The sequence below is a fragment of the Candidatus Poriferisodalis sp. genome (assembly GCF_965219595.1).
Lineage (GTDB): Bacteria > Actinomycetota > Acidimicrobiia > Acidimicrobiales > Poriferisodalaceae > Poriferisodalis.
This window is the reverse complement of record NZ_OZ244781.1, coordinates 46,535-69,300: the sequence shown is the minus strand read 5'-3', so window position 1 is coordinate 69,300 and position 22,766 is coordinate 46,535. Positions and strand designations below refer to the sequence as shown.

Below are 22,766 nucleotides of genomic sequence, written 5' to 3'. Positions count from 1 at the left end.
CTCGCTTGGGGGCGCGCAAGCTAGTCGTGCGGCCAGGTCACTGCCGGAAGCGGGGGACGCTGGCGGTAGATGGTCTCCGTAGCGATCACGCGCCGGGGCGAGCGCTCGGTGTCGGCGAATTTCGCCACGTCGGCACGGATGACGTCGCGGTCGTGGTCATCGCCGAAGAAGCGCTCACGCATGTCGTCGAGCGAGGCGAACGCGACCATGGCAAAACCGTCATAGGACGGTCCGTTGAGTGTGGCCACCACGCTGAGCTGGGTGTAGTCCCACATGCCGGGGTGATGCTGCAGCGCTAGCGGCACGTGGGTGTCACGCCAGTGGCTGTCTCCCTGCGCGTGCGTCAGCCGTGGGTGGTGGACCATCGGGAAGATGGCAGTCAGGCCCGGCGAGGCAGTGCCCGGGTCGGACCCCAGCGGGCGCTCGCGGATGACGCGTGAGAACGCCAGGTAGGTGCCGACCGTTGCGGCGGGCGTCAGCAGGTCCGGGGAATCGGTCATGGCGCGCACGAGCGTGCGGAAGGGGAACTCGCGGCGATCGTCGGGGTCAGCCGCGTAACACACGCCCCCGACGCTGGCCGCTACGTCCGCAGCAGCATCCGGATCATTTCCCGTGACGACGAGCTCGTACATGCCTGCAACTTACTGCTGGCCCCAGCACAGCGCCCGACCCCCCGACAGTGCCTTGCCGCTGACGCGGGCCGGCTGGCCCGGCAGGATGGGGGCGTGCTCGAGATGGACGAGGCCCGCTTTGCCAACCTGGTGGAACAGGCGCTCGAAGACATTCCCGACGCGCTGCGCTCGCTGATGGACAACGTGGCCATCTTCGTGGAGGACCGAGGGGAGGATCCGGACCTGCTCGGTGTCTATGAGGGCATCCCGCTGACCGAGCGCCATGACTACGGCGGCCTGGCGATGCCCGACAGCATTGTCATCTACCGGCTGCCGATCCTGGAGATGTGCGAGACGGCCGACGATGTCGTCGAAGAAGTGCTGGTGACAGTGGTGCATGAGATCGCGCACCACTTCGGCATCGACGACGACCGGCTGCACGAGCTCGGCTGGGACTGACCCGGCCGAGCAGTTGGGTGCACATGCGCGCCCGCTGCGGCGGCGACAGAATCCTCAGCGACCAGCGATCCAGCAGGTCGCAACGTCGCAGAGTCTCCTGCCACCGCCGCAGCTATGGCATCGGTGCCTGCAGCTTCGAGTCCTCGGTAGTCAGACGCGGCCGAGGCCGAGGTCGAGTCGACCGCGGGCCACATTCGCGGCCAGCACCTCTGTCGGCCCCTCTGCGAGCCGCAGGGCGCGCACGCGTCGCAAGATGTCGGCTAGGGGATGGCCGTCTACGAGTGCGGTTCCTCCGACGAGTTGCACGGCGTCGTCGCAGATCCGGCTCAAAGTCTCGGTGGCCAGCGACTTTGCGGCCATTACCTCGTTGACGGCGTTCTCGCCGGCATCGAGCAGGCGTGCCGTCCGGTAGAGCGCGCTGCGAGCCGCATAGGCGGCGATCCGCATGTCTCCCAGTGCCACCCGCTCCAGGTCGGTGCCAACCTGTGCCGGCCCTTCGGTCGAACTGTGCCGCCCCGCTCGCTCCACCAGCGTCTGCTCCACGAGGTCGATCGCAAATCGGCACTGGCCGACGCAATCGGCTGCAATGGCCATGCGCGTGGCGTTGATCTGGCCCAGCGCTCGTCGCAGGCCGCGCCCGGCCTCGCCGATGACGTGGGTGGCCGGCACGCGCACATCGGTGAACGTGAACGCGGCATGGTGGCTGCCGTCGAGAGTGCCGAATCGCTGCTTGAGCGTCACGCCGGCGCGGTCGGTCTCGATGAGCACCATCGCCGACCCGGTCCCGTCCACCTCGACCAGAGCGTTGATGAAGTCGGCGTCTGCGCCGCCGGTCACGTATGACTTCGCTCCGTTCACCACCAAGTCGTCGCCGTCACGCCGTGCCCAGGTGTGGCGCGGGGCATCCGCAGGTTCGGTGAACCCGAAACCGCTGCGCATGTCCCCAGCGAGATACGGCAGCAGGAACTGGCTGCGCAGCGGCTCGCCGACGTCGGCGAGCACTCCCGGCGACGGTCCGAAGACGCCCGGCAGGTGACCCACGTTGCGGCTGCCGAGCGTGTCACGCACGACGGCCAGCGCCAGCGCGCCGGCCTCGGTGCCGCCAACCGACATCGGCTGAGTCATGCCGAAGACTCCGGCTGACTTGGACGCCTGCCGGACCGCAGCCCCGATATCGCTCTCGGCGACCCGGCCCGGCAGCGCCGCGAGCTCGTCAGCCAGACGCTCGGCAGCGCTCCGCACCTCGGCGTGCTCGGTGTCCAAGAAGTCGGGCATCGATCGCGTTCTCTAGCCGGTGTGGGTGCGGACCCAGTCGGCGATGAGGTCGGCGGCTTCGGCTCGTGCACCGGCGGGCTCCGTCAGGTAGTGGTCGCCAGAGATGGAGTGCGCTGGGACGTCCGGCGCACCAGGCCGGCCGCGCAGCGCGTTGACGATCTTGGCGGTGTCGGAGGAGAAGATGCCGGTATCGGCATCGGCGTCGATGACGATCGCCGGCAGATCGATGTGCTGCGCCTGATCGGTGCTGCACTGCGAGTCGGCGAGGCTCCACATCGACAGCCAAGTCCGCAGCGAACTCACCGTCCCGACGCCGAAAATTCCGTAGTTGGCCCGGCGCGGATCGCCGAGGTAGCAGCCGGGCACGGTGCGTTGGCTGGGGTCGATCGAACCGTCGAGCATGCGCAGGTCCGCCCAGAGTCGCGGCACCACGAACAGACGCTCGCGGTGCCCTGCTGCTGCGAGCCGGTCCAGCTCGTTCTTGCACCAAGCGGTGATGCGCTCGTTGCGCGCCCGCTGTGCGCTGCGGTATGTGGCGATGAACTCATCGTCGAACGGTGGCTGCCGGTCGGCGCCGAACGGGTCGAGGGCCGGGTCAACGCTGAGCGGATCATTCTCATCGGTCACCGACGGATCCATCCAGTTGGTCAGCACCTCGGCGCGCCCGGTGTGCGCCACGATCGAGACGTACAGGTCGCCTCCCGCCAAGTCCTCGATCGCCGGGTGCAGGCCTCGCCGGCTGTACTCCGGAACCAGGTTGGGCGCCGTGGCCTGTGCCTGGTAGGTGGCCATGAGCGAGCCGCCGCCGCTGTTGCCCAGCAGCACCACGCAGTCGACGCCTTGGTCGCGCAGCCAACGGACGCCGACGTCGATGTCGGCGAGCGCCAGATCGGCCAGGAAGTAGGGCTCCGCACCCCGGAAGCGGGTGTTCCAGCCGAGAAAGCCCATGCCCCGCTCGGCGATGTAGCTGGCCAGGTAGTGCTCGCTGAAATCGATGTTGTAATGGGTCGCGATCAGCGCCGTGCGCGGCTCGCGTCCTTCGGGACGGTGGTAGACGCCTTGGCAAGGATGCCCGCCCACGCCGGACCGGGGGGCGCTGGCACTCGGCAGCGCGACGAACTCGCGGGTGATGCCCATCTGTCGGCCAGCCCGGAGCTCAGGCCGTTGCGTCGGTGGGGATGGGGGAGCGCATCACTTCCAGCGCCTCGGCCGGATCGGGCTCGATGCCGGTGGTGTCCCGGCAGAGCTCCACCATGATCCCGTTGGGGTCCACGAAATAGAGCGAGTGGCACCAGCCGTGATCGACCTCCATGAGCGGTTCGATGTCGGCGGCAGCCATGCGCTCGCGGGCAGCCTCTTGCTGCTCTGGCGTGGCCCGGACGGCGACGTGATTGACCCACACCGGCAGCCCCACCGTCGCGCTGAGGTCGGTGCTGTAGTCGGCCTGCTCGCCCATGTTCTGGATGTAGAAGAAGGCAATGCACTCGCCGTCGCCGATGTCGTAGAAGACGTGCTTGATATGGCCTGTCGGCCCGCCGTCGGGGTGCGGCCGCTCGGCTTGCTCGGCGTGCACCAGCGGGAACCCCATCAGGTCCTCGTAGAAGCGGTGTGTCGCCTCGAGGTCCCGTGTTGCGTAGGCGACGTGGTGAAGTCCCATGGCTCCCCCTGCTGCGGAATTCACAGCAAGGCTCTCACATTCCGGCAGGCCGATTCGCCCGGGCGGCTAGGCGAGCAGCGCTAGTTGAGCCGGAAGCTCGCCACGTTCAGGTATTCGCCCCACGGAGCAGACTCGACCAGGCTGATCTCGGTGACCTCGAACGTCTCGCTGAGGCGCGGCCAGTCGACCGACGGCCGTCGTTTGCGGAAGCGGGCGATGGTCAGGTGCCCTACGAAGGGGTGATCCGGCGGCGGGTCGCCGATGTAGCGGGTGCAGTCGATGACCGACGCGGCGAGTTCGTCGACGCCGGTGGCCGGGAGCATGAGCACGCCTCGACCGAGGCGCTCCGGCGCTGGGCCGAGCGTTACCGATGTCTCGCCGAGTGACTGCGCACCGAGGGTGCTGAGCGCTTCACCGGTGTCGCATTCGCCGAGAAACCGGAGCGTGATGTGCAAGCGGTGTGGCTTGGTCCAGCTGACACCCGACGCCGACGGTCTTGGCAGCCCAGCCAGTTCGTCGACGACGGAGGGGGGCGGCCACACGGCGACGAACAGGCGCGGCACGGCGCGAACCTAGCGGTGTGTTCCTGCCATGCAGGAGACACTCAGCCCCCGGCTCGATGCCGCCTCTGAGCCTGCGTGCCGGAGACACTCGGCCCAGGGATTGGTGCTGCTTCTGAGCCGGTGTAGGGGAGGGTTACGCTCGCCAGCGTGATGCTGGTACTGCGCCGAACGGCCTTGGTGGCTGTCGCGTGCGTCGTGGGTGCTGGCCTGCTGGCCGGCTGCAGCAGCGACAGCGACGAGACACCCCAGACGGTGGCCGCCAGCACGGCCGCACCAGCGGTCGCGACGACCGAGCCGCCAGCGAGCCCGACCACGGAGCCCGTGTCTGCTGAGTCAGCAGATTCCGAAGGCGCTGCAGAGGACGCCGGAACCGCCGACGAGGCTGTCGGCGACGGCACGGATCAGGCCGCTGCCTCGCAGCCCGACGACGCAAGCGACGACCAGGCCCAGACTGACAGCGACGAAAGCGACGCCGCGGACCAGGCGGAACCGGCCGACAGCGAATCCAGCGAGACCGCAGGACAGCCGGCCGACGACGAGGGTGAGGACGAGACCGACGAGAGCGCCGATGTCGACGAGAGGCCGCTTGAGGACGTCACTGATGATCCAGCCGACGACGAGGGTGAGGACGAGTCCGACGAGGGTGAGGACGAGGCCGACGAGAGCGCCGATGTCGACGATGGAGCGACTGAGGACGTCACTGATGATCCAGCCGACGACGAGGCTGACGATGAGTCCGACGAGGGTGAGGACGAGACCGACGGCAGTGAGGTATCTGAAGAGGAGGACGACGCCGAGGATGCCGAGGCAGACGATTCTGCGAGCACCGACGACGAGGGCGATGCCGAGGAGGTCGAGCAAGACCCAGAGGGAGAGGACGCCGAAGAGGCTGTCACCGATCCCGAGCCCACCGAGGATCGGCCCAAGGTGCTGGTGCTGGCCGTCGCGCAAGTCGACGGCACGACGCTCGACGTCAGTGCATTCGCTGGCCGCGACGTGCTGGTGTGGTTCTGGGCGCCTTGGTGACCGAACTGCCGGCGAGAGGCGCCTGCGGTCGCAGCGCTGAAGACACAACACGGAAACAACTTGGCCCTCGTCAGCGTCGGGGGCCATGACACTGCGTCGGCCATCTCACGCTTTGTGAACTCCTACGGACTCGGCCACATGCCGAACTTGCCCGATCCGGACAACGAGCTCGCCAGAGCACTTGGCGTCATCTATCACCCGCGATGGCTGCTGATTCGCGCAGATGGCACAGAGCAAGCAGGAGGCGGCACGATCCCCGACGCCGTCGTGACCGACGCCCTCACCCCCGGCTAATCGGGGAGCGGCTATTCGCTGCGGGAATCGGCGAGCAGCTCGCGGAGCAGTTCGGGCGGGTCGTCGGCCACCACGAGTGCTTCGCCGATCAAAGCGGCGTCGTAGCCGGCTTCGGCAATTGCTCGCATGGACGTGCCGCCGGGCACGCCGATGCCTGAGGCCGCAATCAGCAGGATGCTGTCGTCGATCGCTGCGAAACTGCGGCTGACACGGACTGCCTTGTCGTAGTCGACGGTGAACTTGGTCGACTCGGGGTTGTCGCGCTGGTTGATGGCAATCATGTAGGCACCGAGACCGACAGCCGTCTCCAGTTCGGCTTCGTCGCGTACCTCCGTGAGCACGTCGACACCCAGCGACAGCGCCAGTTCTTGCATGGACGGCAGGTGTGCCGGGTCTATGTCGGCAAGGATGACGAGCATTGCGTCGGCGCCCATGGCGTGGCTGTCGCGCACATCATCGAGCGTGCGCAGGAAGTCTTTGCGCAGCACCGGCAAGCCGGTCACTGCCTTGGCAGCTTGCAAGTCCTCGGGGGAGCCGCTGAATCGCTCGCTCTCGGTCAGCACCGACAGGCAGGCCGCCCCGCCCGCCTTGTATTCCGATGCCAGATCGGCAGCGTCGGCATCGGCGTTCAGTGCCCCGCGAGACGGCGAGCGCCGTTTGATCTCAGCGATGACCGACAGTCCAGCTTCCCGCAGCGCGGCCGCAAACCGGTGCCCAACCGCGACCGAGCCCGGTTCGGTGTCGTCAGCGGGATTGTCTGCAGCCATACGACGATTTCATTCCGCGAGTTGGCTTGATCGACCAGCGACTCTACGCCGCCGCCCGTCACGTCGGCCCTCAGATTGGGCCGCTGCTATTGCCCGTTGCGCCCGCACAAAAATTACTTGGATAATTGGAAAATAATGAAATAGCTTGAAATAGATGGAAGATGAGCTCATGAACGATGATGGCGGTGAGCTGCAGCGCCGTCAACTCCGTGCGGCTGGGGTGTTGGTTGCCGCCGATGCACGCCTCCGGCCGACGACCACGATGGTCGCCGATGACGAGTCGGGCGCCACGGTCGCCGTCGCCACGCTGCTGCTCGATGTCACCCGCCCGGATTGCATCGACCGGGTCGTGAGCTGGATGCGCGACACCGCCACCCTCCTCGAAACCCTCCGAGAACTCGAACGCTGACTAGATCGAGCGTGATCAGGAGCTGCTTGAGCGCTTGGCCCGATGACGCTGTGTTTCGATGCCGCTGATCAGACGTCCGTACCTCAGTCGAGGGTTCGGAGCTGGTGGTGTTCGGTGAGGCTTCTGTGCTGGGTTGTTGGCCCTGGAGTTGCGAACAGGAGGCGTCCGGGTTCGTTCACGACGAGGCGGTGCCATGTGCCGCGGGGCACGACACACATGCGGCCGTGCTCGAGGGTCGCGGACTCGGTCTCGTTGCCGTGATCAAGGATGATCTCGATCGAGCCGGACAGCCCCACCAGAATCTCATCGCCTCCCGGGTGCATCTCCCAGTGGCTGTCCTGTCCTAGGTGAACTACTCCGGTCAGGCGTCCGACGAGGTTGCGCTCGGCGAGCGACTGCCAGAAGTCGGGCGCGCTGGCATCGAGCCGGACGGCGTCGCCGTCGGGCGCGAGGTGCAGGAAGGTTTGCTGGGGATCCAGTGACGCGTGCTCAGTCACGACGGCGATCCTTGCACTTCTCGGCGGCCTGTTGCGATCGCCAGGTGGGGCGCGGATGGGCGGGACTGGGGGCGAGGTAGCGTCGCCTCGGTGCTGAGCGAACTGCGGGAGCTGCCGAGGGCGGTGTGGCCGAGGACGGTGGTGTACGGCGTAGTGGCCGCCGTGCTCATAGGGATTCCGTCGGATCTGATCGACACACCGATCTTCGGCCGACCGATCGACGCTCGGTGGCTCGACTGGGTGATCTTGGCGACGACCTCGGCGTTGATCGGGCTGATCCTGGCAATCCGTCCGCCGCCGAGCGCTGAGACAGGCACCGAAGAGGCCGTTGAACGGCAGGGCACCACCACCTTGTGGGGCGGGCTGGTCTCGTTCCTTGCGGTCGGCTGTCCGGTGTGCAACCAGGCGGTCGTTGCGCTCGTGGGCATATCGGGGGCGCTGTCGTGGTGGGCGCCGGTGCAACCCTTCGTCGGGCTGGCTGCCGTCGCACTCCTGGTGTGGACGCTGCGCAAGCGGCTACGTACCTACGGAGCCGTCGCCTGCCCGATCCCTGCGTCGTAGTCGGGCATCGAGAGCGGGGCAGGCGAATGCCTGCCCGTCAGTCGGGCGAGGTGAGTTCCGCCTGGATCCGGTGGCGGGTGATCCACAGCCGCAGCAGTATGAGCGCTGCAAGCAGGAACGCCGTGCTTCCGTACACCATGATCGGTAGCGCTTCCACGAGCACCCCGTAGTAGCCCCACAAGATGCCTTCGCCGGCGGTGAGCACCCAGGTGAGCGGGGCCACGCCGACCGGCGCGTACGAACGCCATGCGGCCCACACAGACGGTCCGAGGTAGAGGCCGTTCGACAAACCCAGCACCGTGCCCAGGACGGTCCAGCCCGCGACCAGCTGCAAGCCCACTGATGCCACCCCCACGGCGATGCCGGCAATGACGGCGACACGCACGTCGGCGCCGTTGCGCCAGAGCAGGTACAGCACGAGGCCGAAGCTGATGACGGCGGCGAGTACCGCCGGAATGGTGACCCAGAATTCCTCGGCGATCACGTACGCGGTCCAGCCGATGTTGATCACCATGCCGATGGCTGCCCAGGCGGGCGAGGCGCCTTCGGTCCGCTTCAGGCGCACCAGCCGCACGATCTGGGGAACGACTTGCATGAACGTCACCGCCGTGGCAACGACGGCCACCAGGTTGGCGAATTGTTCCTGGCTCACGGCACGCGCCGCCGATCTCGCACGACGACCAACCGTGATGGCCCTGTCCGCCGGGCGGGGCGCATCGCGTCCATCCCGAGAGTGTCGCACCCGAGTACTTCGAAGACCGCCGCCTGGCTGAATCCCCGCAGTTGGCTGCGTGCGCCTTCGCCATCTTGCGACTCCCGCATCCGGCGCGGGCTCCCGGACTACGGGCGACATGTGCAGAAGAGAGCGATTGCCTGTTGCATGGACACTCGTGACCGCCCTCGGCAGCGACGCGACATCCCATCGGCGCCGGCTGATGGGAGCGGCCGCCGTGATCCTCATGGCGCTGCTCGCTGCCATCGCTCAGTCGTTCGGGCGATTCACCTACGGAGTGCTGCTTCCCGCAGTGCGTGACGATCTCGGCCTGTCGAACACCGTCGCCGGGTCGCTCGCAACCGTCAACATGGCGGCATACCTGCTGGGCACCCTGGTCGTCGCCGCGGCCTCCAGCCGTTATCGACTGTTGTCCGTGATGCGGGTCGGCCTGGTGCTGGCCATCATCGGTCAGGCGCTCGCGACCATCGCCCCAGGGGCGGCGGTTCTGGGCATCGGATTGTTCACGCAGGGTCTGGGCGGTGCCTTGACCTGGATCCGCGCGCCGGTGGTCACCGCCGATGCGATAGCTCCTGAGCGGCGCGGCCTAGCCGTGGGATTCCTCGGCGCAGGGATGGGTTTCGGTGTTGTCTTCGCCGGTCAGCTCGCAAGCTTCGTTCGCTCCACTATGGGCGATGCGTCCTGGCGCAACGTGTACTTCGTGCAGCTCATCATCGGCGCCATCGTGGCGGCCGGCGTGCTGTTGTTCATCGGCCATCGCCAAGAGCGGCTTGCGTCACGGACAGGCCTCGGCGGATTCAGCGCACTGCGGCGGATGCCCGGCTGGGTTCCGCTCGTAGGGGCATTCGTCACCTTCGGATTGCTGTACCTGATGGTCATCGCGTTCTTGACCACGCGGCTTGAGGACGACAGCGGTTGGACCAGCTCGCAGGCAGCACTGGCGTTCACGCTCGTCGGCTTGGCGATGATCTTCGGCGGACCGCTGTTCATCGCGATCTCTGAACGCATCGGACCCAGGCCGACACTGGCGATGTCGTTCGCGGGGTGGGCCGTCGTCACCACGCTGATCCTGCCGGGCTGGTTCGTGCCGACGATCGTCCTGTCGGTGGCTATCGGCGTCTTGTTCGCTGCCATGCCCACGGTGCTGACCGTCTATGTCGTCAACAACACCACCACCGACGACTACGGACCCGCGTTCTCCGCCACCACCTTCTGCTTCGGCGTCGCCCAGATGATCTCGCCGCAGCTCGGCGGGTTCATTGCCGACGCGGCCGGGTCATTCACGCCCGTCTTCCTGCTGTCGGCGGCGCTTGGCGTGGTCGGCATGTTTGCGTCGCTTGGACTGCCACGCCGTGCGCGGCCAAGCTTTGCGGCCGTGCCGGCTCCCGTGTCGGCTGCTGCGCCGGCGCTCGACTGGCGCTTTGTCAACATGACCTTCGATGTCATCGCCGCCGACGCAGCGGCCGAAGCGATGGTCCAGGGATCGCAGTGAGGCACTGTCAGGGCATGACCTAGAGTCGGGTGTGGCGCCGCGGTGGCGTATACGCGAGTCGAGGCGTCGCAACCTCACCTTCGAGGAGGCGCTTCGCTGTGACGAACTTGCGGATCTTCAGGGTTGCGGTGCTCATCGCAGCCGCAGCACTTTTCGTTGCGTCGTGCGGAGATTCCAGCGACGGCCAACCGCCAGCGGCTCCCGCGGAACCTGCGCCGACAGAGGCCGCCATGCCCGATGAGGTCACGCTGACGCCGGGCGAGGGCGTGTCGGTCACCCTGGGCCGGGCCAACTGGAACAGCGGTTACTTCCAGGCCGAGATATTCCGCCAGTTGCTCGGAGAACTCGGCTACCACGTGTCCGATCCCGCCGAGCTGGAGCTCGGTCCCAACCTCGCCTATGTCGCAATGGCAGAAGGCCAGATGGATTTCTGGACGAACAGCTGGTACCCGCTGCACCTGTCGTGGCTCGCGGGCGAGCTGCCCGACAGTTCGCTTGTCGGCGATTATCTGACTGTTGTCGGCGAGCAGATGATCGCCGGCGGCATCCAAGGCTTCCTGATCACCAAGTCCTTCGCGGATGAGTTCGGCGTGTACACGATGGACGAGCTCAACCGCAACGCCGACGCGCTCGCGGCGTTCGACGCGACTGATCCGGTGCCCGGCAACGGCATTGCCGATATTTTCGGGTGTACCGAGTCGTGGACCTGCGACAACATCATCGAGTCGCAGATCGCGTTCTCGGGCTGGGACAACATTTCGCAGACGATCGCCGGCTACGACGCGATGTTCGCCCAGGCGGTGGATGCCGCGGATGAGGGTGTTCCGATGGTGATCTACATGTGGACCCCGTCGGCGTACATCACCCTGCTTCGGCCCGGCGACAACGTGTACTGGCTGGGCGTGGAGCAGATTCTCGACGACTCGAATCCGACCGGCTTCGAGGGCGGCGAGGCACACGATCAGCGGGGTGCCGACGGAACCGGTGGCTATGCCGTCATCGGGTCAGACCTGTGCCCCGCCGCCGCAGACCACGCTGAGGGTTTGTGCCCGATCGGATGGGTCGCGGCAGACATTCTCGTCACGGCCAACACCGAGTTCCTCGAGGCCAACCCTGCAGCCGAGGCACTCTTCGAGGCTGTGACGCTGTCGGTGATCGAGGTGTCATTGGCCAACGTGGCACAAGACGAGGGCACCGCAGCTGCCGACCTGGCAACAGCGTGGATTGCAGACAACCGCACCACGGTCGACGCCTGGCTCGACGCCGCTCGGGCCGCGTCGTAGGCCAACCCTTCGAGCTGTCGCCACACCGGCGCGTCCTCAACCGGGCCGGGGGCGCCACGAACTAGCGTCCTCATTGATGTCTGGTCCGAGCGGACCTCGTGTGCCGACCGGCAATCCGGTCGTGCCGTTGACGCCGTCAGACATCGCTACGCAGGTGTCGCACCTGGCCATACGCCGCGCAGCGCTGAGCTTCGGATCGATGTCGGTGCTGGCCGCGATGGCGGGCGTGTTTGTTGCGCTCGGCGCCATGCTGACCAACACCATCGCGGCGTCGTCGAACCTCGGCCTCGGCCCCACCCGGCTCCTGATGGGTATCGGGCTGTCGACGGGGCTGTTCCTGGTGGTGATCACCGGCGCAGAGCTGTTCACCGGCAACAACCTCATGGTGATCGGGCTGCTGGATCACCAGATCACCGTCCGCCAGCTCATCCGGAACTGGATCTCGGTGTACCTGGGCAACTTCATCGGCGCCTTGGCCGTGGTGCTGGTGGTGTTCTGGTCGCGCTGGTGGGAGATTGCTGATTATTCGTTCGGTGCCGCGGCGCTCACGAACGCGCATGCCAAGGTCGATCTCGGGCTCGGCACGGTGTTCGCCCGGGGGATTCTCGCGAACGTGTTCGTGTGCCTGGCGCTGTGGCTGGCCACGGCGGGCCGCTCGCTCATCGACAAGCTGGTCGCCGTGGTGCTGCCGATCTCGGCCTTCGTGGCCGGCGGCTTTGAGCACAGCGTGGCCGACATGTACTTCGTGCCGATCGGCATGCTGGTCTCTGGTCAGTCCGAGGTGGCTGCGGCAGCAGGGCTCTCGACCGCTCAGCTCGACGGCCTGAACGGGGCGTGGTTCGCCGGCTTCCTGGCGATCGTGACACTGGGCAATGTGGTCGGCGGCATCGCCGTGTCGCTGGCCAACTGGTTCGTGCACCTGCGGAGAATCCCGACCGTCGGCTGACCCTTCGCCGATCTCGGCTCGGGTGCGCTCAGCTGCCCCCCGCCTCGGCGGGCTCGAGCATGACGATAGGGAACTGCCGGTCTGTCCTCGCCTGGAACCGGAGGTAATGGTCGTCCTTGGCGGTCACTTGCTCCCACAGCTCGGCGCGCTCGTCCCCTTCGGTGAGGCGGGCGGTCATCTGGCGAGTGCCGTTGCGGTTGCGAACCGTGACTGACGGGTTGTCGCGCATGTTCAGGAACCACGCGGGGTGCTTCGAGTCGCCCCCGCGTGAGCCGATGACGACGAATGCGCCGTCCCGCTCGGCGACTGCGGACAGCAGCGTGGTGCGGGGCTCGCCGCTGCGCCGGCCCGTCATGGTCACCTCGATGATTGGTGTGCCCTTGTGGATCCAGCCGATGCGGCCGCCGCTGCAACGAATCGCCGTGCGGTTCGCCCAGTTCGCCAGCTTGAAGGTGAAATCGGACCACACGTTCACTGCCACACACACATTTTCGCCGATCCGCAGCCCTGAGGTAGGGGCGCGCCATACGCTGAGTCCGCGTCCTTCGAGGACATGATGAGGCTCGATCGGCAATGCTCCTGACAGTCATCTTCTACGGGTGCCTCCTCGGAGGCATCTTGGCGATTGCGGCAGCATTCGTCTTTGCGGAACAACGCGTGAGCGCACTGCTGCTGTCGACGTTGTTGTTGCTGGTCGCGAGCGCGCTCGCCATCCTCTCGATCGGTATCTTCCTGCTCGTCGTGCCAATCTTCACCGGACTCGCAGCAGTGACTCAGAGTCGACAGAGAAACCGAACGTCATGACCCGCCCTACATCCCACGGCGGCGGCGAGGCTGGACCTCCGATCGCTGGAGACCCCTCGTCGTTTCCCACTGATGCGGAATTGTCACGCACGCTGGTAGCGGCCACCAAGATCGCCAGCCTCTCGACGCTGACTGCGGACGGATTTCCTTACGGCAGCGTCGTCTCCTACGCCGCTGACGACGCCGGTGCTCCGGTCATCCTCATCTCGGAAATGGCCGAGCACACCGTCAACGCCCGAGGTGACAACCGGGCGAGCATGCTGATCGTTGACGGTGCCGGCGACGGCGACCCTCTGGGCCGAGCTCGCCTGACGCTGGTCGGCCGCTTGGAGGTGCTTGACGACCCCGGCGCCCTGCGCGACCGTTACCTGGGGGCCCACCCCTACGCGGCCTACTACGCGGACTTCACCGACTTCTCGTTCTGGCGCCTCGATGTCACACAGGGCCGCTACGTGGGCGGTTTCGGCCACATGAGCTGGGTGAGTGCTGATGGATACCGCGGCTCGGGCGTGGACCCGTTGTGGGAGGCCGCCGCCGGCATCATCGAGCACATGAACGACGACCACGCTGACGCCAACTTGCTGTATGCGCAGGTGCAGGCCGGCTTGGCTGACGCCACCGAGGCGGCCATGGTGGGGATCGACCGGTACGGGCTCACACTGCGCGCCGCCACCCCAGCCGGACCACGGATGGCTCGCGTCGCGTTTCCTGCTCCGCTTCCGGACGCTGACGCCGCTCAAGCCGCAGTGATCGATCTGCTCAAGGTGGCGCGCGCCCAGCTGCAGCAGTCCTGATCGATCGCACAGCCAGCAGCTTGGGTTGCGGGACAACTATGAACGCCGCGCAATGAACGTAGAAGTGCGCGCAGTACTGTTGGCCGCGTGACGTCACAGCCCGAAACGGCCACTGTGGCCGAACTCAAAGAACTCCTGGCCGATCCGGCGTGCCGCATCGAGCTCCACGACTTCGTCAGCGACGAGACGCTGCGAACCGTCGACGCCCTCCGCAGCGCCGACTGCGAGGGCTATGACGAGTGCCTGCGGGCCTACGAGCAGGCCTCCGCCGACCTGATCGGCATGCTCGTCACCGGCGCGTACTTCTCCAACAGCGCCGATCACGACAAGGCCTGGGCACACGCCGTGCGCCTGCTGGCCAACCGGATCCCGTACACGAGCTCAGATGGCGGGCCCGCCATCAATCTGCAGCACCACGTCACGCTGCTGGCGATCTACGCCGTGGCCTTCGGCGCCGCTGCCGCCGATCGGATCGATCCGCTCGCGAGGATCATCGGGACGGTGCGAGCCGAGGAGGACGGCAGGGTCGGGCGAGTCACCTACCTGGTCAACTGCGACCGGCTGAAGAAGCCAGATGAAGCGCCGATCCAGGCATCGCTCCGGCTGTGGATGACGCTGCGCTCGATGACCGACGAGTTCATTCCCAGGACCACCGAGGACACACTGTTCGATGCGATGCTCGACGAGATCGAGTACTTGCTCGGCGTGACGCACGGCCGGAACACCGCGGAGGGCACCGGGCCTGTCGGCTACGGGGCGATCCAAGTGCTGGCGACCCGAGTGGCGCCCGATCGTCTCGTGCGGCGCAATCTGGACCTGTTGATCGCCCACGAGGCCTTCCAGAGCGCCGACGAGTTCTACATCTGCCGGGAGCGGTACAACAAGGCATACGCCGCAGAAGCCCGCGTCTGAGCCGCTCGACGTCATGCCGATGATTCAGGGAGACGGGGTCGAGCTGTACGCGGAGGAAGCCGGCGATGGGCATCCCATCGTGTGGCTGCACGAGTTCGCCGCCGACTACCGCACGTGGGAAGGACAGATCCGGCGATTCAGCCGGAGCCATCGATGCATCGCCTACAACGCCCGCGGCTATCCGCCCTCGGACGTGCCCGACAGCGATGCCGACTACACGTTCGAGCGGGAGCGGGAGGACTTGCGGACTGTCCTCGACAGTCTCGGCATCGAGCGTGCTCACGTCGTGGGTCTCAGCATGGGTGCCTACACGGGGCTGATGTTCGCCCTTCGATATCCGGAACGGGTCGCGTCGTTGCTGTTTGCCAGCGGCGGGTCCGGTGCGTTCGGTGACACGCGCGAGGCGTTCCTGGCCGAGGTCCGTGCGGCTGCCGAGGCGATGATGCACGAGGGGATGGAGGTCGCCGCCGAGCGGCTGGCGGTCGGCGCAACCCGTGTTCAGCTTCAGAACAAGGACCCCAGGGGCTGGGAGGAGTTCAAGCAGTACCTGTCGGAGCACTCGGCCGTGGGCTCCGGGCTGACCATGCGCAACTTCCAGGCCGGGCGCCCGTCGCTGTACGACTTCGAGGCGGAACTGCGCCAGCTCGACGTTCCCGTGCTGCTGGCCGTCGGCGACGAGGACGACCCCGTCATCGAGACGAACATCTTCCTCAAGCGAGTGCTGCCCCGGGCCGGCCTGTGGATCGCGCCGCGTACCGGCCACGGCATCAACCTGGAGGAGCCCGCTGCCTTCAACCAGATGGCGGCGGACTTCTTCAGCGCAGTCGAAGCCGGTCAGTGGACCCGCCGCGACCCACGCGCCGATCCCGCCCATTCCTCCCTCGGCGGTGCCCGACCCGCGAGCTGAGCCGTCGCTCGTGCCCGAACTGATCGGAACCGAACGCAGCACCATGACCCGCCAAGAAAACGCTCCCTGCCGAGCCGCACGATGAACGGGCAGAGCCGCTGGCAGCAAGCGGCAGAGTGGACGCTGCTGATAGTGACCGTAGCCGTGAGCTGCTGGCTGTTCGTCGGTGACGTAGTCGGGGCGTGGTGATGAGCAGCGCGATGGGCAGGATGCGGCAGAGGCCATCTGCACCAGCGACGGGAGGCGGCATCGGGACGGCTCGGACGCTCGGGGAGCGGGACGGTGACTGCTGAAGAAGAGGGCCGGTCGGGCCGGCCAGCGAGGCCGCAGCGACTGCGGCGGATGGAGCGTCGGACACCGGTCTGGGAGGCCCCGGACGAGATCGTCGAGTTGATGGGCGAGGTGTCGGGCAACGAGCTGAACGGCTGGGGTTCGTCTGAGGCTCGGCAGCCGACACTGGTCATGTGGGCTCATCCCGCCACGATCGCCCACGGCCCGGTCCAGGTGCGCATGACCGAGGAGTTCCTGGCACATCCTCAACTGCGCACAGTGCTGCGCACCGATGACCGCCACGAGCCCGCACCGGTCGATCCGCGCAGGATCGATCGCACGCCGGCGGAATGGCTCGGCGAGATCACCGAGTTTGCGACGAGCGAGCAGGGCCACAGCGTCGAACTGGTGGCGGTCGTGGCCGCCCGGCGCGAATGGTTCTTCGAGGGCCGCGAGTCTGACCTCCCTTGGGCGATCCTGCTGGCCGTCGCGATGGACCACGGCGAGTTGGCCACCGCGCCCGAGTACACGTCGGCCATGGAGGTCCACCGTCAATACAACCGGGGAACCGCTGCGGCGAGGACGCTGGCCGACTGGATCCGCAGCCGAGGATTCGAAGCGGTCGGCCATGGCGGCCCCGGCGCGGGACCCATGCAGATGGTCCCCGCTGCGATCGCCGCCGGGCTCGGAGAGCTCGGCAAACACGGCTCGATCATCAACAGCGAACTCGGGTCCTCGTTCCGGCTAGCGCTGGTGCTGACCGACGCGCCGCTCGTTGCGACCCCTCCGGACACCTTCGGTGTCGACGAATTCTGCAGCGGCTGTCGCGTCTGCACCGATGCCTGCCCTCCCGACGCCATCGCCCCCGACAAGCGCCTGGTACGAGGAACCGAGAAATGGGCGGTCGATTTCGACCGATGCCTGCCGTACTTTGCCGTCAGCTACGGGTGCGGTATCTGCATCGCCGTGTGCCCGTGGTCCACACCCGGCGCCGCCCCGCGGCTCGCCGACTACATGCGCCGCAAGCTCGCACGAGACCAAGCGGACGAGCCCTCAACGCAAACCAACTGATCTCAGGCGCTCATCGCATCACCCCAAGCTGCCTCCCCGCGTCCTTCGACGTTTCGGTGAGTCTTCTCCAAGCGCAGTCGCGCCCTCGGTCCTGGTTCGATTCCCGCTAGAAAACCCGGATGAGAAAGATCGTCATCACCGGGTCTGCCGGCGGGATCGGCCAAGCGACCCGGGAGCGGCTTGCGCGCGACGGCCACGAGGTGATCGGGGTGGATCTCCGGGATGCCGAGATCATCGCCGACCTGTCCACGGCCGAGGGTCGCGCTGCGATGATCGATGCGGTTGCCGCCGCCAGCGGCGGGCGGATCGACGGTCTCGTGGCCGGTGCAGGAATCACCGGACCCGACCCGGCTCAGGTCGTGTCGATCAACTACTTCGGGGCGGTGGCCACGATCGCGGGCCTGAGACCGTTGCTCGCCAACGGCGCTGATCCCTCAGCAGTGGCCGTCAGCTCCAACTCCAGCACCGCCATGCCCGACCTGCCTGAGGATCTGGTGGATGCCTGCTTGGGCGGCGACGAAGCCGAGGCTCGTGCGCTGGCGGGCGGTGACCCCATCGTGGCCTATGCCGCCAGCAAGCTCGCCCTAGCTCGATGGGCTCGGCGCACCGCCGTCGGCCCGGATTGGGCCGGTTCCCGAATCCGCCTGAACGCAGTGGCCCCCGGGCTCATCGACACACCCATGACGGCCGACATGATCGACGTCGTCCTGTCACTCGGCGATTTGTATCCCATCCCGCAGGAACGGGCAGGACGCCCCGAAGAAGTGGCGAACCTGCTCGCATTCCTGCTGTCGCCCGAAGCGGGCTTCTTCTGCGGATCGGTCGTGTACATGGACGGCGGCAGTGACGCCGCCCTCAACCCCGACGCTTGGCCCACCCGCGTCAATTCCACTTCGCGCTGACCCGGCGTGGAGGTGGCGGGAATCGAACCCGCGTCCTTCAACGTTTCGGTGAGTCTTCTCCGAGCGCAGTCGCTGGGGGATTGTCGGGCGATGGCGGGCAGCGACACCCTGCCAGTCGCCGTAGCCGTCTGTGCGTGTCCCCGGCGCCCCGTCGGCACGGGCGGCGGGCGAGCCCTGCAGATGATGGCACCGGCGCCCGCAGGACTGGGGCTACCGGGCCGAACTCACAACCTGAGATCAGGCTGCGAGCACCAGATCGTCTTGATCGACGTTGGCGTTTGTATTTGTTTCCGGCTCTTTTTCGTGGATCCGGAGACCACGGCTCGCTTCTCTCACTTCAACCGTCAAAGTCGAAACCGATCACCCCCAGGTGGTTCGCGGAACCCACGCTGTGCGGGCCCCGCTCGGCGGGCTACCACCCTAGCGATGGGCTGTGACGGGCCGAACGCGGCGTCATGACGGTCTGATGGCGAGAATGCTGGGGTGAGCGATCCGCAGCCGCCGGCTGCGCTGTGGGGTGACGAGCGCCACGGCGGTGCGTGTGTCGTGCTCGCCGACGATGCTCCGCTGGGGATGGGTGGCGGTGAAGCGCCAGATGGCGGGCTGCTCAGACCCCCGCTGCCGGAACGGCTGGATACAGCGGCGCTGACGGTGACGCACGAATGGCTCGGGCGGGGTCGGTGGGTGAGTCGGGTTCGGGTTACCGACGACCGCGCCGCCCGAGAAGTGGTGGCACAGCTGCGCGCCGACGGTCACGCCGCTGTGCTGGGGCCGCCTGACGAGACGCACGCCGTGGGGTGGCGAAACCGCAACCGTGCGGTGCCGGTGGGCGGGAAGCTGGCCGTTTGCTTCCCGTGGGCGGACGCTGACGCTGCGGCGGTGGTCGAGGTCGACCCTGGCGAGGCATTCGGAGCCGGTACTCATCCATCTACCCGGCTCCTCGCTGAGTGGCTCGCGGAGCACATCAGCGGCGGCGAGCGGGTGCTTGACGTGGGGTGCGGCAGCGGGGTGCTGGCGCTGGTAGCGGCCAGGCTGGGTGCTGCCGAAGTGGTGGGTATCGACATCGAACCGGCAGCGATCGCGACGGCCGAGGCCAATGCCCAGCGCAACGGACTCGACGCCGTGGCCAGCTTCGGCGTAGTCCCTGTCGGCGGCGCCGAACTCGGCACATACGACGTGGTCGTTGCCAACATCACTGCTGGTGTGCTGATGCCGCTAGCCGGCGACATCGCCGAGCGAGTCGCACCTGGAGGCTGGCTTGCCATCGGCGGCATCTCCGCAGCCCAGACTTCGTCGGTTGCTGCCGCCTACCGCCGCTACGGCATCGAGCTGGCCGATCCCGTCCGGCTTGATGACTGGGTCTCGTTGTCCGGGCGAAGGTCGTAGGGCTTCTCGAGTGCTTCCCTGAAGCTGCCGCACAGACTCGCAGCAGAGCCTGGTGCTGATTGCTACGAGCTGGGGGCGGGGTAGTTGGCCCAGGCGGTGACGCCTTGGTAGCCGCCGTCGACGGTGATGGTTTGGCCGGTGACGTAACGGGCTTCGTCGCTGGCGAGGAAGGCGACCACGTCGGCGATCTCTTCGGGCACGCCCCAGCGGCCGAGCGCGATATGGCGCTCGAGGCCGTCGGCGAGACCGGGGATCTCGCGGCCTGCCGCCCACATCTCAGTGATGATCAGACCAGGCGCCACGGCGTTCACACGGATGCCGAAGCGGCCATATGTGGCTGCCTGCGAGCGGGTGAGCGAGTCCAAAGCAGCCTTGGTTGCCCCATAGGTGGCCAGCTCGCTGACGCCGACCGAGCCGGCGATCGAGGACATGTGGACCACCGAGCCGTGACCTCGCTCACCCATCTGGCGGGCCAGTGCCCGAGTGGTCTCCAGCGGCGCCAGGTAGTTGAGCTGCAGCACTGCCTGATCGCCTCCGGGTTCTCGCAGCTCGCCTCGGCCGGCGTTGTTCACCAAGATGTCGACCCCGCCGAGAGCATCAATAGCGGCGGCGGCCAGATCGGCCCCGGCGCCCTCCGCGCTCAAGTCACTCTCGATCACCACCGGGTCGTGCGGCAGCTCGGCCGCGATCCGGTCAAGATCGTCGGTGGTTCTCGCCGCCAGCGCCACCCGTGCACCGTCCCGGGCCAAGGCCCGGGCGCAATGCTCGCCGATACCCCGGCTTGCCCCCGTCACCAACGCCGTCCGTCCGCTCAACCTCTCCGTCATTCCCCAGACCTTCCCTTCGTGAATCATCAGTTTGCGTCAAGAAACCTGTTCAGGCAGGCGTCGGGGAGTGCGTAGCGTCTTGCCCATGGCAGACGGGCGAGGCGGCGGGACGCTGCGGATCACGGTTGCTCACGTCCGATTCGACGGCTTCAGGGCGCTCGACGGGGTGGACCTCGCGGTCGGCGACGGCGAGATGGTGGTGCTGCTGGGGCCGTCGGGCTGTGGCAAGACCACGCTGCTGCGAGCCGCCTCGGGGCTGCAGCCACTGGACGCCGGCCAGATCGAGCTCGACGGGCGCGACCTGACCGGCCAGCGCCCCGACCAGCGCGGCATCGGCCTGATGTTCCAAGACGAGGTGCTGTTCCCGCACTTCGACGTCGAGGGCAACGTGGCATTCGGGCTGCGTATGGCCAGGGTGCCCTTTGCGGAACGGCGCCGGCGAGTGGCCGAAGTACTCGCGCTGGTGGGCCTGGCGGGCTTCGAGGGCCGCGATGTGGCCACGCTGTCGGGTGGCGAGGCGCAGCGGGTCTCGCTGGCACGGGCGCTCGCCCCCGAACCCAGAGTGCTGTTGCTCGACGAGCCGTTCGGTTCGCTCGACCGGCTGCTGCGCGAACGGCTCATCAACGAACTGCGGCCCGTACTCGACCAGGTCGGTGTCACCGCCGTGCACGTCACCCACGACCATCACGAGGCATTTGCCCTGGCCGACCGCATTGCGGTGATGGCGTCGGGCCGCATATTGCGGATCGGCACGCCCGAAGAGGTGTGGACCGATCCTAGAACCGCCCAGGTGGCCCGATTCTTGGGTCACACGAACGTGTTCGACTCCGAAGTGCCGCCGGAGCTGGCTCAGGCAGCCGGTCGCTCGGACAGCTTCGTGCTGCGGGCCGACCGCATCGAGGTGGAGGTTGACGACGGCGCCAGCGCGGACGTCGCAGACGCTGTGACGGCGCAGCTGCCGGCCACGGTGGTCCGGCGTCGCTTCCGAGGCGACCGCTACGAGCTGCGACTGGAAGCAGACATCGGCGGGGTCGCCACCACTCTGGACTCCATAACTCCCCACGGCCCCGCAGTGGGCGCCAACGTGAAGCTGCACATCGGCCCAAGCGCCGTGCTCGCCCTCGAGACCTAGATGCCGAGGTCTTTGAGGTTGTAGTCCTTGATGGCCTCGCGAGCGTCGTCGTCCCAGACGAACTCGTGCTCGCGGCCCACGTTGGGCTGGTACACGAACGGCGTCTCGGCACCGAAACGCTTGGCACGGGCGTCGATCGCCCAGCCGATCACCCGGGAGCGCTCGGCGATGTAGGCCTCGTCGTACAGCGAGATCGGGTTGTGGACGCCACCGCTGCGCACGCCCAGCACCGAGCGACGCCGGTGGAAGCCGAAGTTGATGGTGACCCGCGGCCGCTCGGATGTGTTGGCGAACGAGCCATGGATGGCCTGGCGGCTGGTGATCGCGACATCGCCGGGCTCGCAGATGAGCGGCACCGCATCGGGGAGCCGGTCTGAGCCTGCTGCCTGGCACATCGCCTTGATGTCCAGCTTGCCCATGCGGTGCGAGCCGGGCACCACCCACAGGCCGTTGGTGGCATCGCAGCCGTAGAGCTGGGCCATGAAGTTGAAGCCGTGCGTGCCCTCGTCGAGCTCGGGATGGTCCCAGTGCGTCCAGCCGTCCTGGTGCCACGCCACCGAGCCGCCGAGGCCCGGGTGCTTGATCCACACCACCTCGTTGAACGGCGTGAAGTCAGAGCCGTTGAGCGCTTGCGCGACGCCCAGCAGGCCGGGGTGCGCGTACACCCGCAGGCAGGCCTCGGAGTACTGCAGTGAACCGCTGATGACCTGCGCCACCCATTCCGGCGAGCCGTCGGGGGCTGCGGGCTCGAACATCTTGAACGGATGGCGCCCGTGGGCGACATCGGTGCCGCCGTAGGGATCCGACAGCGGGCGGACGAACGAGATGGCCTTGCCCGTGCGGCCGGCGTCGAGCGCCGGGCGGCCGTGCCGGTCGACGTCGGAGTCGGGGCCGGTGGGGCAGCGGTCGAGCAGGTCGATGACGTCGGCCTCGATGTCGGCCAGCTCGTCAGGGCCGAGCACGCCCGTGAAGACGTAGAAGCCGCAGCGCGAGTAGGCCTCGGCAATCTCTGGATGCAGGTCGCCGCTGTCGGTGAAGCGGATCGGTCCGCGGTTGCCGAGCTGCATCGCCCGCTCGGTGCCGGCTGCCCGGTAGGCGACCATGTCGTCTTCGACATCGCCGTACTCGACGATGGGTACCTCGGTGAGTCCCAGCGTTGCTGCATTCGCGCTCATAGTGCCCCCATTG

27 protein-coding genes and 1 other RNA gene are annotated in these 22,766 nt (G+C 67.3%); 16 read left to right on the top strand and 12 right to left on the bottom strand.

Going from position 1 to position 22,766, the window contains the following annotated elements; translation table 11 throughout:
• Positions 1-20: 20 nt before the first annotated feature.
• On the bottom strand, positions 21-632 hold the full coding sequence (locus ACOQPE_RS00250) for an EthD domain-containing protein (protein WP_420609952.1): 612 nt from the start codon (positions 630-632) through the stop codon (positions 21-23).
• A 93-nt stretch (positions 633-725) separates the two neighbouring features.
• Here ACOQPE_RS00250 and ACOQPE_RS00245 point away from each other — a divergent pair, with 93 nt between their 5' ends.
• The gene (locus ACOQPE_RS00245) at positions 726-1,070 is read left to right on the top strand and encodes a metallopeptidase family protein (protein ID WP_420609951.1); all 345 of its coding nucleotides are present in this window, start codon (positions 726-728) and stop codon (positions 1,068-1,070) included.
• Positions 1,071-1,220: 150 nt separating this feature from the next.
• On the opposite strand, the gene ACOQPE_RS00240 is transcribed toward ACOQPE_RS00245, so the two are convergent.
• The 4 genes from ACOQPE_RS00240 to ACOQPE_RS00225 form a co-directional block, all read right to left on the bottom strand.
• A complete protein-coding gene (locus ACOQPE_RS00240; RefSeq protein ID WP_420609950.1) occupies positions 1,221-2,345 on the bottom strand; it encodes an acyl-CoA dehydrogenase family protein in 1,125 nt (374 codons plus the stop codon).
• A gap of 12 nt (positions 2,346-2,357) precedes the next feature.
• Positions 2,358-3,482 (bottom strand): alpha/beta hydrolase family protein, encoded by a 1,125-nt coding sequence (locus ACOQPE_RS00235; RefSeq protein WP_420609949.1) that lies wholly within the window; start codon positions 3,480-3,482, stop codon positions 2,358-2,360.
• 19 nt (positions 3,483-3,501) lie between these two features.
• The gene (locus tag ACOQPE_RS00230) at positions 3,502-4,002 is read right to left on the bottom strand and encodes a VOC family protein (RefSeq protein WP_420609948.1); all 501 of its coding nucleotides are present in this window, start codon (positions 4,000-4,002) and stop codon (positions 3,502-3,504) included.
• An 80-nt stretch (positions 4,003-4,082) separates the two neighbouring features.
• On the bottom strand, positions 4,083-4,565 hold the full coding sequence (locus tag ACOQPE_RS00225; RefSeq protein WP_420609947.1) for a 2'-5' RNA ligase family protein: 483 nt from the start codon (positions 4,563-4,565) through the stop codon (positions 4,083-4,085).
• A gap of 147 nt (positions 4,566-4,712) precedes the next feature.
• On the opposite strand from ACOQPE_RS00225, the gene ACOQPE_RS00220 reads away from it, so the two are divergent.
• Together ACOQPE_RS00220 and ACOQPE_RS00215 are read left to right on the top strand one after the other, a co-directional pair.
• A complete protein-coding gene (locus tag ACOQPE_RS00220; RefSeq protein ID WP_420609946.1) occupies positions 4,713-5,591 on the top strand; it encodes a hypothetical protein in 879 nt (292 codons plus the stop codon).
• A gap of 60 nt (positions 5,592-5,651) precedes the next feature.
• Positions 5,652-5,885: a TlpA family protein disulfide reductase gene (locus ACOQPE_RS00215; RefSeq protein WP_420609945.1), complete on the top strand. Its 234-nt coding sequence runs from the start codon at positions 5,652-5,654 to the stop codon at positions 5,883-5,885.
• Between the two features lie 11 nt (positions 5,886-5,896).
• Here the strand turns inward: ACOQPE_RS00215 and ACOQPE_RS00210 are convergent, their stop codons facing one another.
• Positions 5,897-6,652, bottom strand: a complete 756-nt coding sequence (locus ACOQPE_RS00210; RefSeq protein ID WP_420609944.1) for an indole-3-glycerol-phosphate synthase — start codon at positions 6,650-6,652, stop codon at positions 5,897-5,899.
• Positions 6,653-6,806: 154 nt separating this feature from the next.
• Here ACOQPE_RS00210 and ACOQPE_RS00205 point away from each other — a divergent pair, with 154 nt between their 5' ends.
• A complete protein-coding gene (locus tag ACOQPE_RS00205; RefSeq protein ID WP_420609943.1) occupies positions 6,807-7,061 on the top strand; it encodes a hypothetical protein in 255 nt (84 codons plus the stop codon).
• Between the two features lie 83 nt (positions 7,062-7,144).
• On the opposite strand, the gene ACOQPE_RS00200 is transcribed toward ACOQPE_RS00205, so the two are convergent.
• Positions 7,145-7,558, bottom strand: a complete 414-nt coding sequence (locus tag ACOQPE_RS00200) for a cupin domain-containing protein (RefSeq protein ID WP_420609942.1) — start codon at positions 7,556-7,558, stop codon at positions 7,145-7,147.
• 90 nt (positions 7,559-7,648) lie between these two features.
• Here ACOQPE_RS00200 and ACOQPE_RS00195 point away from each other — a divergent pair, with 90 nt between their 5' ends.
• On the top strand, positions 7,649-8,119 hold the full coding sequence (locus tag ACOQPE_RS00195) for a hypothetical protein (RefSeq protein WP_420609941.1): 471 nt from the start codon (positions 7,649-7,651) through the stop codon (positions 8,117-8,119).
• Between the two features lie 37 nt (positions 8,120-8,156).
• On the opposite strand, the gene ACOQPE_RS00190 is transcribed toward ACOQPE_RS00195, so the two are convergent.
• Positions 8,157-8,771 (bottom strand): PQ-loop domain-containing transporter, encoded by a 615-nt coding sequence (locus ACOQPE_RS00190; RefSeq protein WP_420609940.1) that lies wholly within the window; start codon positions 8,769-8,771, stop codon positions 8,157-8,159.
• A 238-nt stretch (positions 8,772-9,009) separates the two neighbouring features.
• Between ACOQPE_RS00190 and ACOQPE_RS00185 the strand changes: the two genes are divergently transcribed.
• The 3 genes from ACOQPE_RS00185 (at position 9,010) to ACOQPE_RS00175 (ending at position 12,573) form a co-directional block, all read left to right on the top strand.
• Positions 9,010-10,344, top strand: a complete 1,335-nt coding sequence (locus tag ACOQPE_RS00185) for a CynX/NimT family MFS transporter (protein WP_420609939.1) — start codon at positions 9,010-9,012, stop codon at positions 10,342-10,344.
• A 230-nt stretch (positions 10,345-10,574) separates the two neighbouring features.
• Positions 10,575-11,627 (top strand): glycine betaine ABC transporter substrate-binding protein, encoded by a 1,053-nt coding sequence (locus ACOQPE_RS00180; RefSeq protein WP_420609938.1) that lies wholly within the window; start codon positions 10,575-10,577, stop codon positions 11,625-11,627.
• 76 nt (positions 11,628-11,703) lie between these two features.
• The gene (locus ACOQPE_RS00175) at positions 11,704-12,573 is read left to right on the top strand and encodes a formate/nitrite transporter family protein (RefSeq protein ID WP_420609937.1); all 870 of its coding nucleotides are present in this window, start codon (positions 11,704-11,706) and stop codon (positions 12,571-12,573) included.
• A 28-nt stretch (positions 12,574-12,601) separates the two neighbouring features.
• Here the strand turns inward: ACOQPE_RS00175 and ACOQPE_RS00170 are convergent, their stop codons facing one another.
• Positions 12,602-13,147, bottom strand: a complete 546-nt coding sequence (locus ACOQPE_RS00170) for a nitroreductase/quinone reductase family protein (RefSeq protein ID WP_420609936.1) — start codon at positions 13,145-13,147, stop codon at positions 12,602-12,604.
• Here ACOQPE_RS00170 and ACOQPE_RS00165 point away from each other — a divergent pair.
• From ACOQPE_RS00165 to ACOQPE_RS00140, 6 genes are all read left to right on the top strand, one after another.
• Entirely contained in the window at positions 13,147-13,377 is a 231-nt protein-coding gene (locus ACOQPE_RS00165) for a hypothetical protein (protein ID WP_420609935.1), read from the top strand. The two genes, ACOQPE_RS00170 and ACOQPE_RS00165, sit on opposite strands and share 1 nt — an antisense overlap.
• Positions 13,374-14,171: a HugZ family protein gene (locus ACOQPE_RS00160; RefSeq protein WP_420609934.1), complete on the top strand. Its 798-nt coding sequence runs from the start codon at positions 13,374-13,376 to the stop codon at positions 14,169-14,171. Before ACOQPE_RS00165 ends, ACOQPE_RS00160 begins: the two co-directional genes overlap by 4 nt.
• Before the next feature lie 87 nt (positions 14,172-14,258).
• The gene (locus ACOQPE_RS00155; protein WP_420609933.1) at positions 14,259-15,083 is read left to right on the top strand and encodes a hypothetical protein; all 825 of its coding nucleotides are present in this window, start codon (positions 14,259-14,261) and stop codon (positions 15,081-15,083) included.
• Between the two features lie 13 nt (positions 15,084-15,096).
• Positions 15,097-15,990, top strand: a complete 894-nt coding sequence (locus tag ACOQPE_RS00150) for an alpha/beta fold hydrolase (protein ID WP_420609932.1) — start codon at positions 15,097-15,099, stop codon at positions 15,988-15,990.
• 282 nt (positions 15,991-16,272) lie between these two features.
• Positions 16,273-17,331 (top strand): 4Fe-4S dicluster domain-containing protein, encoded by a 1,059-nt coding sequence (locus ACOQPE_RS00145; RefSeq protein WP_420609931.1) that lies wholly within the window; start codon positions 16,273-16,275, stop codon positions 17,329-17,331.
• A gap of 119 nt (positions 17,332-17,450) precedes the next feature.
• Positions 17,451-18,233: an SDR family oxidoreductase gene (locus tag ACOQPE_RS00140; RefSeq protein ID WP_420609930.1), complete on the top strand. Its 783-nt coding sequence runs from the start codon at positions 17,451-17,453 to the stop codon at positions 18,231-18,233.
• Between the two features lie 4 nt (positions 18,234-18,237).
• Here ACOQPE_RS00140 and ssrA read toward each other — a convergent pair.
• Positions 18,238-18,601: a transfer-messenger RNA gene (ssrA, locus tag ACOQPE_RS00135) on the bottom strand.
• A 115-nt stretch (positions 18,602-18,716) separates the two neighbouring features.
• On the opposite strand from ssrA, the gene ACOQPE_RS00130 reads away from it, so the two are divergent.
• Positions 18,717-19,619: a 50S ribosomal protein L11 methyltransferase gene (locus tag ACOQPE_RS00130; protein ID WP_420609929.1), complete on the top strand. Its 903-nt coding sequence runs from the start codon at positions 18,717-18,719 to the stop codon at positions 19,617-19,619.
• A gap of 62 nt (positions 19,620-19,681) precedes the next feature.
• Here the strand turns inward: ACOQPE_RS00130 and ACOQPE_RS00125 are convergent, their stop codons facing one another.
• On the bottom strand, positions 19,682-20,446 hold the full coding sequence (locus tag ACOQPE_RS00125) for an SDR family NAD(P)-dependent oxidoreductase (RefSeq protein WP_420609928.1): 765 nt from the start codon (positions 20,444-20,446) through the stop codon (positions 19,682-19,684).
• Positions 20,447-20,531: 85 nt separating this feature from the next.
• Here ACOQPE_RS00125 and ACOQPE_RS00120 point away from each other — a divergent pair, with 85 nt between their 5' ends.
• Positions 20,532-21,578, top strand: a complete 1,047-nt coding sequence (locus tag ACOQPE_RS00120; protein WP_420609927.1) for an ABC transporter ATP-binding protein — start codon at positions 20,532-20,534, stop codon at positions 21,576-21,578.
• On the opposite strand, the gene ACOQPE_RS00115 is transcribed toward ACOQPE_RS00120, so the two are convergent.
• Complete coding sequence (locus ACOQPE_RS00115) at positions 21,575-22,753, bottom strand: phytanoyl-CoA dioxygenase family protein (protein ID WP_420609926.1); 1,179 nt, start codon at positions 22,751-22,753, stop codon at positions 21,575-21,577. The two genes, ACOQPE_RS00120 and ACOQPE_RS00115, sit on opposite strands and share 4 nt — an antisense overlap.
• Positions 22,754-22,766: the final 13 nt, after the last annotated feature.